This is a genomic window from Xanthomonas sp. GPE 39, assembly GCF_000963005.1.
Taxonomy (GTDB): Bacteria; Pseudomonadota; Gammaproteobacteria; order Xanthomonadales; family Xanthomonadaceae; genus Xanthomonas_A.
Genome location: NZ_JZHZ01000007.1, coordinates 2,681,846 through 2,694,623, shown reverse-complemented (window position 1 = coordinate 2,694,623; position 12,778 = coordinate 2,681,846). Strand labels below are relative to the sequence as shown.

The 12,778-nt window shown below is 60.6% G+C and carries 11 protein-coding genes and 1 tRNA gene; all 12 read left to right on the top strand.

The window, feature by feature from the left end; all coding sequences use genetic code 11:
• The first annotated feature begins 145 nt into the window (after positions 1–145).
• The 12 genes from tolB to XALGPE39_RS11180 all read left to right on the top strand — a co-directional run bounded on the left by tolB (position 146) and on the right by XALGPE39_RS11180 (position 12,307).
• Positions 146–1,465, top strand: coding sequence for a Tol-Pal system beta propeller repeat protein TolB (tolB, locus tag XALGPE39_RS11235; protein ID WP_045728255.1), 1,320 nt, complete (start codon positions 146–148; stop codon positions 1,463–1,465).
• 69 nt (positions 1,466–1,534) lie between these two features.
• Complete coding sequence (gene pal / locus XALGPE39_RS11230) at positions 1,535–2,053, top strand: peptidoglycan-associated lipoprotein Pal (protein WP_045728254.1); 519 nt, start codon at positions 1,535–1,537, stop codon at positions 2,051–2,053.
• A 3-nt stretch (positions 2,054–2,056) separates the two neighbouring features.
• Positions 2,057–2,869: a tol-pal system protein YbgF gene (gene ybgF / locus XALGPE39_RS11225; RefSeq protein ID WP_045728253.1), complete on the top strand. Its 813-nt coding sequence runs from the start codon at positions 2,057–2,059 to the stop codon at positions 2,867–2,869.
• Positions 2,870–2,918: 49 nt separating this feature from the next.
• On the top strand, positions 2,919–3,596 hold the full coding sequence (gene queE, locus XALGPE39_RS11220; RefSeq protein ID WP_045728252.1) for a 7-carboxy-7-deazaguanine synthase QueE: 678 nt from the start codon (positions 2,919–2,921) through the stop codon (positions 3,594–3,596).
• 106 nt (positions 3,597–3,702) lie between these two features.
• Positions 3,703–4,368: a 7-cyano-7-deazaguanine synthase QueC gene (queC, locus tag XALGPE39_RS11215; protein ID WP_045728251.1), complete on the top strand. Its 666-nt coding sequence runs from the start codon at positions 3,703–3,705 to the stop codon at positions 4,366–4,368.
• 64 nt (positions 4,369–4,432) lie between these two features.
• A tRNA-Lys gene (locus tag XALGPE39_RS11210) sits at positions 4,433–4,508 on the top strand.
• Between the two features lie 177 nt (positions 4,509–4,685).
• Positions 4,686–5,948 carry an integrase arm-type DNA-binding domain-containing protein gene (locus XALGPE39_RS11205; RefSeq protein WP_045728250.1) on the top strand — a complete coding sequence of 421 codons (1,263 nt, stop codon included), beginning with the start codon at positions 4,686–4,688 and terminating at the stop codon, positions 5,946–5,948.
• A gap of 117 nt (positions 5,949–6,065) precedes the next feature.
• Positions 6,066–6,404: a hypothetical protein gene (locus XALGPE39_RS11200; RefSeq protein WP_152624891.1), complete on the top strand. Its 339-nt coding sequence runs from the start codon at positions 6,066–6,068 to the stop codon at positions 6,402–6,404.
• 562 nt (positions 6,405–6,966) lie between these two features.
• The gene (locus XALGPE39_RS11195) at positions 6,967–7,554 is read left to right on the top strand and encodes a hypothetical protein (RefSeq protein WP_045728248.1); all 588 of its coding nucleotides are present in this window, start codon (positions 6,967–6,969) and stop codon (positions 7,552–7,554) included.
• Positions 7,555–7,579: 25 nt separating this feature from the next.
• Entirely contained in the window at positions 7,580–10,081 is a 2,502-nt protein-coding gene (locus tag XALGPE39_RS15265; protein WP_235429797.1) for a DUF2235 domain-containing protein, read from the top strand.
• A 143-nt stretch (positions 10,082–10,224) separates the two neighbouring features.
• Positions 10,225–11,934 (top strand): type IV secretory system conjugative DNA transfer family protein, encoded by a 1,710-nt coding sequence (locus tag XALGPE39_RS11185; protein WP_045728247.1) that lies wholly within the window; start codon positions 10,225–10,227, stop codon positions 11,932–11,934.
• Between the two features lie 4 nt (positions 11,935–11,938).
• Positions 11,939–12,307: a hypothetical protein gene (locus XALGPE39_RS11180; RefSeq protein ID WP_045728246.1), complete on the top strand. Its 369-nt coding sequence runs from the start codon at positions 11,939–11,941 to the stop codon at positions 12,305–12,307.
• The last annotated feature ends 471 nt before the right edge of the window (positions 12,308–12,778 follow it).

Sequence of the window (12,778 nt, the reverse complement as noted above, 5' to 3'; positions counted from 1 at the left end):
GCTAGCGGCGTTCAGTATCGCGCCTGATTAGCGAAACTGCGCCATCTGCTGCCATTGGCTTCACACATCGATGGTTCATGATTGCGAATACATTCACCTGCGCATTGCTATCTCTTGCCCCTTTCCGATCCCCGCTGAGCGACCTATGAAGAAATTGCCGCGCTGGTTTGCCGTTCTGACTGCCCTGTTGCTGCCCCTGACTGCCTCCGCCCAGGACAAGGGGTTGGAAATCGATATTGTGGGCGGTAATGCGTCGGCGACCCCGATTGCTGTCGTGCCGATGCCGTATCAAGGCTCGGCCGCCGCCCCTTCCACCGACGTGGCGGCGGTGGTGCGTGCCGACCTCGACCGCTCCGGTCAATTCCGCGACCTGCCTGAGTCGCAGATGGTCGAACGCCCGACCCGCGGTAGCGATGTGCAGTACGCCACCTGGCGTGCGCTCAAGCAGGACTATCTGGTGGTCGGTCGCGTGCTGGACGCGGGCGAGGGTGCCTACCGTGTCGAATACGAACTGTTCGACGTGGCCAAAGGCGAGCGTATCCTCGGCCTGGCGATGACCGCTCGCGCCAATGCGATGCGCGATGTCGCGCATCAAATGGCCGATGCGATCTACGAAAAGATCACCGGCGTGCGTGGTGCGTTCTGGACCCGCATCGCCTACGTCACCGCCAGCGGCAAGGGCGGAGCGATGCGCTATGCGCTGATGGTGGCCGATTCGGATGGCTACAACCCGCAGACCATCGTGCGCTCGGCCGAGCCGCTGCTATCGCCGAACTGGAGCCCGGACGGCAAGAAACTGGCCTACGTCAGCTTCGAACACGGCAATTCCTCGATCTATATCCAGGACATCGCCACGGGTGCGCGTCAGTTGGTGTCCAGCTTCCGTGGTATCAATGGTGCACCGTCGTTCTCCCCGGACGGCAGAAAGCTGGCCCTGGCACTGTCGCGCAGCGGCAACCCGGAGATCTACGTCATGGATCTGGGTAGCAAGCAATTGACCCAGTTGACCAATAACTTCGGCATCGATACCGAGCCGACTTGGGCACCGGATGGCAATAGCATCTATTTCACCTCCGACCGCGGCGGCCGCCCGCAGATTTATCAAGTGCCGGTGACCGGCGGTAGCGCCACGCGAATCACATTCCAAGGCAATTACAACGCCACCGCCAGCGTGTCCTACGACGGCAAAAAGATCGCCGTGGCCCAGGGCAGCGGCAACAGTTACAAGATCGCGATGATGGACCGCAGCCTCGGGTCGCCGCGTTGGAGCACCTTGTCCACCGGGTCGCTGGACGAGTCGCCGAGCTTTGCTCCCAATGCCAGCATGGTGCTGTATGCGGCACGTGAAGGGACTCGCGGAGTGCTGTACGCGGTCTCGGCTGACGCGCGCGTCCGCCAACGTTTGGTCCTGGCCGATGGCGATGTACGTGAACCGTCTTGGTCGCCGTATCGCACCGCGCGTTGACATGTAAGATTGATGTTAAGATTCCGCTGTTGAACCCCCTATCGGCCCAGGAGCCATCAAGGTATCGCCATGAACAAGACCACCCGCGTTCTGCTTGTTTCTCTGTTGTCCGTCGCAGCCCTGGCTGGCTGCTCGAAGAAGGTCAAGGAACACCCGCAGACCGACACCACCGGTACCACCGGGAGCACCACCCCGTCGGGTCCGTCGACCTCTGGCCTGTACGGCCCGGGCGATCTGAATACCGATGCTTGCCTGCGCCAGCGTGTGGTCTACTTCGATCTGGACAAGGACACCGTGAAGCCGGAGTTCCAGGCGATCATGGCTTGCCATGCCAAGTACCTGCGTGACCGTCCGTCCTCGCGCATCACCTTGCAGGGCAACACCGACGAGCGCGGCTCGCGCGAATACAACATGGGTCTGGGCGAGCGTCGTGCCAACTCCGTGTCGTCCGCGCTGCAGGCCAATGGTGGTTCCGCTGCCCAGCTGACCGTGGTGAGCTACGGCGAAGAGCGTCCGGTCTGCACCGAGTCGAACGAGTCCTGCTGGTCGCAGAACCGTCGCGTCGAGATCGTCTACACGGCGCAGTAAGACATGCGTATCGGTGTTCTGACATCGATGATCGTCGCGGCGACCCTGGTGGTCGCCGCGCCGGTTCATGCGCAACGTGCAAGCTTGGCCGACCGCGTCTCCGCGCTCGAGCAGCAGGCGATGAATTCCCAGGGCAACACCGACATGCTGAACCAGCTCAACCAGCTGCGGACGCAGATGCAGTCGATGCAGTCCACGATCGAACAACTGCAACACGAAAACGACCAACTCAAGCAGCAGACCAAGGACCAGTACCTGGATCTGGATGGCCGCTTGAACCAGGTCGAGAAGGGGGCTGGTGCCAGTCCGTCATCGCCTCCGGCCAATGCGGCGGCGCCTTCGGTCGCGCCGGCGACCAAGCCGGCGAGTATCTCCGAGTCGCCGCCATCGGTGCATGGCGATGCCGGCATACTGGCCGCCACTGGCGATGAGCGCACCAACTACAACCTCGCCTTCGATGCGTTGAAGGCCGGTAAATATGCCGATTCGGCCAACCTGTTTCAGAATTTTCTGCAGAAGTATCCCAACGGCGTCTATGCGCCCAACGCCCTTTACTGGCTGGGCGAGAGCTATTACGCCACCAAGAATTTCGATCTGGCCGAGGCTCAGTTTCGCGATCTGATCGGCCGTTATCCGACGCACGACAAGGCCGCTGGCGCGATGCTCAAGCTGGGCCTTGCGCAGTACGGCGAAGGTCGTGTGCATGATGCCGAGCAGACCCTGCAACAGGTGATCGGCAAATATCCCGGCTCCGATGCCGCGCGTACCGCGCAGGATCGTTTGCAGTCGATTCGTATCGGTCAGCAGTTGCGCTGATCACTTCCGACGCTGCCGCCACCGTCGCGGGAGCACCTTTGATGCTGCCATGGCCGCCGTTCCCAGCGAGATCGTCCAAAGCCCACTGCCACGACTGAAGTTGAGGGAAATCTTCCTGTCGCTTCAGGGCGAAGCCGACAGCGCCGGCTGGCCGACCGTGTTCGTGCGCCTGACCGGTTGCCCGTTACGCTGCAGCTACTGCGACACCGCTTACGCCTTTCATGGCGGACAGTGGTGGGACATCGATGCGATCCTAGCCGAAGTGGCGCGTCACGGCGTGCGCCATGTCTGCGTCACCGGCGGCGAGCCATTGGCGCAGAAGCGCTGTCTGCAGTTGTTGCAGAGCCTGTGCGATGCCGGCTACGACGTGTCGCTGGAGACGTCCGGCGCGCTGGACATCGCCGAGGTCGATCCGCGCGTTTCGCGCGTGCTCGACATCAAGACCCCAGCTTCTCAGGAAGCGCACCGCAACCGTTGGGAGAATCTGCCGTTGCTGACCGCACGCGACCAAATCAAGTTCGTGCTATGCGGTCGTGCCGACTACGAATGGGCATGTGCGCTGGTTGCCGAGCATCAACTGCAGGCGCGTTGCATGGTGTGGTTCTCGCCGAGCAAGAGCGACTTGGACGCACGCGAGCTGGCCGACTGGATCGTCGCCGATCGCCTGCCGGTCCGCTTCCAGATGCAGTTGCACAAGTTGCTGTGGAACGACGAGCCGGGGCGGTGAGCCGACTTGGGTGGCTCTTTGTTCGTGGGCCAGTGTTTGCTGGTGGTGCATCTGTATCCGTTCGCGTGTTCAGGCATTCCTTCTTTTCCCCCGGATCCGCGTGCCCATGAAAAACGCAGTTGTCCTTCTTTCCGGCGGCATGGATTCCGCCGTCGTCGTCGCCATCGCCCGCGCCCAGGGCTATGCCGTGCATGCGTTGAGCGTGCGCTATGGTCAACGCCACAGCTCGGAACTGGACGCGGCCGCACGCGTGGCGAGCGCCCTGAATGTGGTGGCGCACAAGACCGTTAACATCGATCTGCGCAGTATCGGTGGCTCCGCTCTGACTGACGACATCGAGGTGCCGGATGCCGGTGGCGTGGGTATCCCGGTGACCTATGTGCCCGCGCGCAATACCATCATGCTGTCCGTCGCATTGGGCTGGGCCGAGGTGTTGGGCGCGGCGGACATCTTCTGCGGCGTCAATGCGGTGGACTACTCCGGCTATCCCGACTGCCGTCCGGAATTCATCGATGCCTTCCAAACCCTTGCCAACATCGCCACAAAGGCTGGTGTGGAGGGCGCAGGGCTGCGCGTGCATGCACCGCTGCAGCAGATGAGCAAGGCCGACATCGTGCGCGAAGGTGTGCGTCTGGGCGTGGACTTCGGTCTGACCGTTTCGTGCTACCGCGCCGACGCCGCCGGTCGCGCCTGCGGTCATTGCGATGCTTGTCGCTTGCGTGCCGCCGGTTTCGCCGATGCTGGTATCCCCGATCCGACTCGTTACGTTTGATTTCGCGAAACGCTCCGTACTGAGGTAGACTACGTACCCCGGCGCAATGCCGGGGCGTTGTTTTGGGCCGTTAGCTCAGTTGGTAGAGCAGAAGACTTTTAATCTTTTGGTCGATGGTTCGAATCCATCACGGCCCACCATACAGACTTGCCGGAATATCCCGGAAGTTACCGAGAGTCGCGTATTTTCGGCATTTCCCTTTCTCTAATGCCCTGCAAGCTCCCGGAGCCTCACTGGATATCACGCAAGTTTGGCGGTAGGGTTGGCGGTATGCGGCGGCCTTCCTTGGTTCGTACCGCCAAACGGATGCCGCCAAGATGCCCAAGCGAATTGCCCCGCTGTCCCCGTCCCAAGTTCAGAATGCCAAGTCGCAGGCGAAGCCGTACAAGTTGCGCGATGGGGGTGGGCTGTTGCTGCTGGTAAATCCTGATGGAGCCAAGCTCTGGCGCTGGGATTACCGTCGACCTGTGACGGGCAAACAGAACACCATCGGTCTGGGTGCCTTCCCTGCAGTGAAGCTGGCGGAGGCTCGCGAGCTGGTCCGGCAGGGGCGAGAGCTGCTGGCGAAGGGGATTGACCCCAGCGGGCAGCGCAGAGCACAGCAAGCGGCGGCGAGGGTGCACGCAGCTAACACGTTTGCCGCGGTGGCCGCCGAGCTACTGGCCCAGCGTGCGAAGGAGTTAGCAATCGGTTCCGCTGTCCGGGAGCGCCGCCTGCTGGACAAGGATCTGGCTCCGTACATCGGCGAGCGTCCCATCGCCGAGGTGACTTCTCCGGAGTTGCTGGCGGCGCTACGGAAAATCGAGGCGCGTGGGGCTGTGGAGACGGCGCACCGCGCGCGGATGCTGGCCGGTCAGGTGTTCAAGTACGCCGCCGCCACAGGCCGAGTGCCCACCAACTACAACCCCGCCGCAGACCTGATGGGCGCGTTGGCGCAGCCGGAGGGTCGGAACTTCGCCACGGTTTACGATCCGCAGAAAGGGCGCGACGATCTAAGCAAGGTGGCCGAGTTGCTGCGCGCGCTGTACAGCTACCAGGGAACGCCTGTCGTGCAGGCCGCTCTACAGATGGCTTCGCTGACATTCGTTCGCCCTGGCGAGCTTCGGCAAGCCCTTTGGACCGATATCGACCTGGGCGCTGCGGAGTGGCGCTACATTGCCAGCAAGACGAAGCAACCGCATATCGTGCCGCTGTCCGTGCAGGCGGTGGCGATTCTGCGCGAGCTGCACCCGCTTACCGGGCGAGGGCAATATGTGTTCCCCAGTGTGCGTGGAAAGGGGCGGCCGATGAGCGAGAACGCGGTCAATGCCGCGCTGCGTTATATGGGCTTTGACGGGGAGACGATGACCGGTCACGGCTTCCGGGCACTGGCGCGTACTGTGCTGGACGAAGTGTTGGGATTCCGGCCCGATTACATTGAGCATCAATTAGCCCACGCCGTGAAAGATGCGAACGGCCGCGCCTACAATCGCACGGCACATCTAGCCGAGCGCCGCAAGATGATGCAGAAGTGGGCGGACTACCTGGATGGTCTGCGCACGGGGTCGAACGTGATTCCACTGCTTACCAAAACAGGGTGATTGTGGTTTACGGCGGTCTTTCAGCAAGGGGGCGAGGGGCGTGCGGCTGTTGGTCATCGACCCAATCGTCTTTGCCGTAGCCGGCGACTCGCACAAAACGCCGAGGTACGTCGTGGATTGCAACCGCTGGTCGATCTTGCCCAGAACCAACGCTGTGCCCTGTTGGGTATCACCCACTTCACCAAGGGCACGGCGGGCCGTGAGCCAGTGGAGCGCATTACCGGGTCGCTGGCTTTTGGTGCATTGGCCCGGTTGGTCATGGTGACGGCCATAACCCAAGCGAGAGACGGCGAGGCGGCCAAGCGGTTCCTGGCGCGAGCCAAGTCGAACATCGGCCCGGACGGTGGCGGCTACGTGTACGACTTGCAACAGGTGGAACTGCACGATTTCCAAGGCGTCATTGCATCATCAGTGCGATGGGGTACTCCCTTCAATAAAACTGGACAACTCGATTGATGGCATGCAGACCTGGGATCAATGAACGCCATCAGCTTGCCCGAACTACCCCCTCAGGCATCGTGTCGCCACGGTGCGGATGGGCTTTTCATGACGTTGCTACCTGTCTGCATGCAGGTAGATCGAACGTGACGCCGCCAATACAACACAGGCATCATTGCATCCCGCCAAACTGCGGAACCCATCGAGGTGGGTCAACTCTAAGTTGCTGGTCAGCGTTCAAGGTGGTGGGTCAGTTTGAGGTTGTTGTTGACACCGCTGACGCTGTAGGGAAATTCTGACGCCACGAAAGTCAGTTCCCTGATGTCCATCGGCTGCCACCTACGCGCATGCTGCGCATGCCGGACGCGGAGCCATGATGGTCGCTCATCCCGCGTGCCGCCTGAGCAGCGCCAAGCCGGCACCTCGCTATCGCGATCACGCCCTGGGTAGTAGGCTGTTTCTCTGCCTTCCCATAGGATGCTCCATGGCTGTGCGACCTCCGTTTGTCACGCCGTCCCGTGCAGCGCTCCCCCTGCTGCTGACCGCCGTCTTCGCCCACTCTCTGACTGGATGTTCGCGCATGAACACGCCGACCAACGCTCCGACCAATCTCCCGCCCGGCATCCACCTGATCGGCAATATTCCCGTCGATGCCCATAACACCGTGCATATCGATACCAGTAAGCCGATACCGTTCAGTACGCATACGTTCGGCGCACTATGCTTTGACACTTATGGCTGTAAGGTACTCTACAACGACAGATACGAGGCCCACGATCCCGAAGACGTAAAGCAGATATCTTCCGCCTCTCTTGGAGATATCTATCCTGGTAATTTGACTGCCCATACGATCGGCATCCGCAACTTTCCACATTTCCCGCCTCCTGCGGAGGTGACGTGGCGCTCCAAGGACGGCCAGCCGCACCATGCCCTGGTCGATCTCGAAGCCATCTTCAAAGACAAGGTGATTCTGCATCATGTGCCGCAGAATCAGTTGCCGCCGATCCTGCATGCGGATATTTCTCCGGACATTATCCTGGAAGTGAACGACCGCACCATCAATGTGTATATGCGGGCGTTTGTGGAGACTGCTGTGTTACAGAAGCCAAACAACCCAGACAGCGATTTCCGCAACGACCTGATCCTCGCTTACACCAAAACCTACTGATGGCATCCTTGCCAGGGAGCATGTAATGGGCAACGAGCATACCGATGCAAGGACATGGCCGGATGACGTGGAAACGTATCCGGCGACGGCTCAAGACTTGGCCGCATACGCACACAGCCGCCATACATTGGCGCAGTTCCAGGCGCCGCTGCTGGTCAGTCAACAGAACCCGCACACCCGTTTGTTTGTGGCTTGCTTCGATGGCACAGGCAACGACAAGCACAAGGATCCAAAACACATCACCAATATTGGGATATTGGACGACCAGGTGCACGCTGCTGAAAAGGCTGGTGTCCGCAACATTGCAGGCTACTACGTCCCCGGCATAGGCACGCAGGACGATGCCTTAACGCGTAATCTCGACGGTGCCCTGGGTTACAGCTACGGCCCACGAATGGAAGAGATGTACTTAAAGTTCATCCGCCAAGCCAAACAATGGCGTGATCAAGACCCGCAAGTCGAAATCAGCATTGTGTCCACCGGCTTCAGTCGTGGCGCAGTCACTGCGGCCATGTTCACACGCATGGTTCACGAGCGCGGGATCCAGAGCCCAGTCGGCATGAACATCGAACAGGGGCCACACGGCGAAATCCTCAAACTCACCCCCACGCATCCGCCGTTGGTGCCACCCGGTCGCACCGCGCAGACCGTCGGCTTGCTGGACCCGGTCGCCACCGGCGACATGAATCTGCATGATGTGCGCTTGCCGCCTTCGGTGGTGTCAGGTTTACAGCTCACCGCCCGCGACGAACGCCGGGATCTCTTCCCTGCCAAGGACATCCTGCATCCAGGCCATTCCCACGATGGGCGCTTCCTCAATCTGACCCATCCCGGCGCGCATTCGGATATCGGCGGTTCCTACCGACTCGATGGTTTGTCGGTACGCAACGGCAATCTGTTGACCGATTATGTGAACAGCCTCAGCGATAAACCGTTTCTGCAACCGCGCACCGTGCCAAGCGCGCCGGAAATGAACGTCATTCACCGCTCCGAACAGCACGGATCCTATTACACCACCACCATGGCGACGACGCTCGGGCATCGCGTACATGTGCATAACCTGGATGGCACGGGCATGACCCAGGCACCAAACGATGCGCAATCCTTAGATGCCGGGTTGCGCGCACACTTGCCCCTGCGCCCGGTGGCGGTGTCGCCTGAGCGCACCGATCCGGCGCTGCCGGCGTTCTTCCGGGAGGGACCGCATCCGCATCCGCATGCGTTAGCGGCACCACCGTTGCCGGCGTACTTGCAGCAAGGCGCAATGCCCCATGTGCCGGGTGCACCATCCACCCAAACCACACCGACGAACGCGGACGCGTCCTCTTCATCTTCATCCGCAGCCGCGTCCGCGTCCACACCGCCCCGGGCCATGGACAGGCAGCAGCAAGACCACGCCGCTCAACAGCACCACGAACAGATCCAACAGGCGCAGCAGCAGGCGGCGCACCTGGCACAGGCCCACCGACAGACACAGCCGCTGCCCTCTCACAGCGCACCTGTCCATGAAAAACCGGCCAGCGTGGACATGCAGGAACAGGCGCGGATCGCGCAATTGCAGCAGCAGGAACAGCAAGCGCAGGCAGCGCGCGAGCAGCAACATCAGCTTGCGCAGCAACACGCGCAGTTGCACCTTCAGACCATGGATGCGAGGCAACACGAACAGCGCCAAGCCGCCGAGCCGATGCTCTACACCCCGCCGACTCGCACACCACGTTCGGATGACCACCTCCAAGACTTCCGGCAACCAGACCACCCAATGCACTCGCGCTATACGCAGTTCAAGAATGCGCTGGAACAGTCCCATACATTGCCGATCAATGGCGATAAATTGCCCTACGGTCCCGCGCAGCAGGAGCGGCTGGCCGCCGGCTTCACCGACGCGCTCGGCATTGATCCGCACTACGAACACAGCATCAGAGGTTTCAAGCAGCATCAGGGCCAACTGCTGGCCTATGACCAGCCATGTTCGTTCACCGAAAAGAGCAATGTACTGAGGATCGATCCCGAACAGGCGTTAGCGAAATCGCCCGAGCAGCATGCCGCGAGCTGGAAGGCGCGGGAAGCATCCCACCCAGAGCCGCCAAGCCGTGTCATTGCCCCGATCACGGTCACCGCCGAGGACATGCGCCATCCCGCGCATCCGCGCCATGCGATGTTTGAACAGGCCCGCAGTGCCATCGCCAATGCCAATGAACGGTGGGGCCGACCGGCACCGGATCCGGAACAGTTGGACCGTCATGCGGCGCACGTTGTGGTGGAGTCGCGCAAATTCGGTCATACCGAAGTGGAGCGTGTCCACCTGGGGATGCCGCAGGGCCATGCGACCCAGACGCCGAATTACGCGGTGCAATCGGAGGGGAAGATCGTGGCGCGTATCTTTGCACCGGAACTGGCGCAAGCGCCGAGCGTGGCCCAGGCCAGCCAGCAATTGCAGACGGTGGAGCAGCAAAACCTTGCCGAGCAGGCCATGCAGGCCCAGCGCGCCGCGCAGATGCAAGGGCAGGGCATGGTCATGAAGATGTAGGCGGTAAAAGTACGCAATCCAGGCGCGCCGCATGGACCGCCATGCCCTGAACCACATCGCGCCCGACGATTCAAAGACCACAAGGCGTTGCAGCATCACTCCCGCTCGATTTACCCCGATTTCCCAAGGAAGAGTCCCCTCTAATGAATGCGCGTACCAAAAGCATTGCCGCCGTCATCGCGTTGCTACCCGTTGCCATCGCTGGGCTGTATCTGTCCGGCTTTTTGGTGCTGGCGCTGCTCGGAGAGCATGCACAGGTCCAACTGTTGACCTATTGGCGCTATTGGCAAGTGGTGGGTCAACCGGCGTGGCATCCGTATGCGCTGAAGATCAAGCTGGCCGGTATCGGCGGTTTTGGCCTGCCTGTTCTGCTCTACTTCATGATGTTGTATGCCATGCTGCGGACGAAGGCGCAGGATTTGTATGGCAATGCGCGCTTCGCGCGCAGCGGCGATCTGTCCCGGCACGATGTGCTCAAGGACGATCCTCATGGATTGATTGCCTGTCGCTTCGGTCGCCGTTTCATACGCATCGGCAAGTCCAAGCACTTGCTGTTGGCGGCCAGCACCCGTGGCGGCAAGGGCGTGAGTGTGGTCATTCCGAATTTGCTGGAGTGGCGGGAATCGGCGGTGATCCTGGACGTCAAGCGCGAGGCATGGGAAAAAACGGCTGGCCAGCGCGCCAAATACGGCCAGGTGTATCTGTTCGATCCGTTCAGCGACGACGGCAGCACCCATCGCTGGAATCCGCTGTGGTACGTGCGTCTTGATCCGAACCACCGCAACGGCGACATCGTTGCCATTGCCGCTACGCTGTACAAGGAAACGAGCGGCGAGAATCCGTTCTGGCCGGCAATGGGCCGCAAGACTTTTGTGGCCGCTTGCGAATACCTATTCGATCTGTATGTACACGACAAGGCGGTGGATTTGCCCAGCACGATGGCAGCAAGCTTCCCCACGCTGGGGAGTGTCTATCGGCTGCTCGCTGGCGCATACCTTAAACCTGGACAGTCGCTACAACAGTGCCTGAGTGAAATACTCAAGCAGCCCATGCTCGGATCGCATGCGCGGACCGGTCTGAACAACCTGGTCGGCCTGGCTCCTGAGACGTTCACCTCCGCCATCGAAACTGCGCTAGCACCGCTGAACATTTTCAGTAACCCGATTGTGGATGCGGCGACCAGTGCAAACGATTTCGACCTGAGCAAGTTGCGCAAGACCATCCAGTCGATCTACGTGGGCGTCAGTCCGGCCAAACTGATCGAAGCCAAAGGCGTGTTGAATCTGTTCTTCGAGCAGGCGATCAAACTCAATGGTCGCGAGTTGCCCGAACACAACACAGAGCTGAAATACCAGTGCATGTTCATGCTCGATGAGTTCACGGCGCTGGGTCGTGTGGAGATCGTCCCGGTAGCCGTGGGCTGGGTCGCTGGTTATGGCATCCGCATTGTGATCGTGATCCAGTCGATTGCGCAGTTGGAATCAGTCTATGGTGCCGACACAGCGCGCGGCCTGATTACCAATCTCGGCGTGCGGATCGTGTTTACTCCACGAGAACAGCGCGATGCTGAGGAATACTCGAAGATGCTGGGCGAGACCACGGTGCGCCGTCGGCAGCGCACGCAATCCTACGGCCAAGGCAACAGCCACAGCTATACCGAGGTGCTGGATCGGCGTCCGTTGATGAATCCGGATGAGGTCAAGGGACTGGCACCGGAGAAAGCCATCGTGTTCATCGAGGGGGTTGGCTATCCGATCCTGGCGGACAAGATTTTTTACTACAAGGACAGCTACTTCAAGCCGCTGTTGCTGAAAGCACCGCAGGTGCCCCGGCTCGCGCTGGGCGGGGCGTAATCGCGTGAGGTTTTTCGGTCGAGGGCGTGCTGAACTGAGCCAGCGCCTGGATGTACTGGAAAAGGCGCTGCTCGATCACAAGAAGAGCATCCACTTCCTGGAAGGCCAGCGCATCCGCACGGTGCGTCAGTTCGCAGCGATGCAATCGCTGGTGGAGTCGCTGATACGCACGCATCCGCGACCGGACATGATGCTGCGTTGGTGGAATCACGAAGTCCCAAAGTTGATCGATGAGGTCAGCGAGGTGCCGGAGGATATCCACGCCGAACATCAATTGGAGGCGCTTGCCTGGCAGGGGATGGTGAAGCGCTATACCTACCTGATCGAGGCGGCGGCGGATTTTTATGCGCAAAACCATGAAGGTGACGATTGAAACGGAGGCACCGCAATCGCTTGATGATTGCGATAGGATCGAGTTCACGGTCAGTCAGTTCATTCAGTGATGCCTGCTACGTAAGCAGGGTGGTCACGAACCAGGGTTGACTAATCTGACCGTTTTTTCTGAAAAGTTGCAACAAAGTTGTGTGCCATAACCGCTGCCAGATCCAGTTGCGGTGACCTGTCGCTTGTAGAGTTCGAATGGCGCCACGCGCAACGAGACTTATGAGTGTCTACGGAAGCCTGGGCGATTCACCTCGCTGTCCGCTGTGCCTTGCAGCGTGAAGTGGTCCTCCTCGCGCACTAGTGGGTTTCGACTTGGTGGCCGTTTTTCCATGAGTCGCTGCCATGCGGAATCCAGCGGCGACTTGCTGAGCGCCTGTCCACGCTCGAATCGACCTTGTTCGTACCGGCTTTCGCGCGTAGATACTGGAGCTGAAATTCTGCCTTGCCGATGCCGGCCGCG

Bases quoted from the DNA above. Each gene is read 5' to 3' on its own strand.
- pal (WP_045728254.1), top strand. From the start codon at position 1,535: ATGAACAAGACCACCCGCGTTCTGCTTGTTTCTCTGTTGTCCGTCGCA.
- XALGPE39_RS15265 (WP_235429797.1), top strand. From the start codon at position 7,580: ATGGGCAACGAGCATACCGATGCAAGGACATGGCCGGATGACGTGGAA.
- XALGPE39_RS11195 (WP_045728248.1), top strand. From the start codon at position 6,967: ATGAACACGCCGACCAACGCTCCGACCAATCTCCCGCCCGGCATCCAC.
- XALGPE39_RS11185 (WP_045728247.1), top strand. From the start codon at position 10,225: ATGAATGCGCGTACCAAAAGCATTGCCGCCGTCATCGCGTTGCTACCC.
- queC (WP_045728251.1), top strand. From the start codon at position 3,703: ATGAAAAACGCAGTTGTCCTTCTTTCCGGCGGCATGGATTCCGCCGTC.
- XALGPE39_RS11205 (WP_045728250.1), top strand. From the start codon at position 4,686: ATGCCCAAGCGAATTGCCCCGCTGTCCCCGTCCCAAGTTCAGAATGCC.
- ybgF (WP_045728253.1), top strand. From the start codon at position 2,057: ATGCGTATCGGTGTTCTGACATCGATGATCGTCGCGGCGACCCTGGTG.
- queE (WP_045728252.1), top strand. From the start codon at position 2,919: ATGGCCGCCGTTCCCAGCGAGATCGTCCAAAGCCCACTGCCACGACTG.
- tolB (WP_045728255.1), top strand. From the start codon at position 146: ATGAAGAAATTGCCGCGCTGGTTTGCCGTTCTGACTGCCCTGTTGCTG.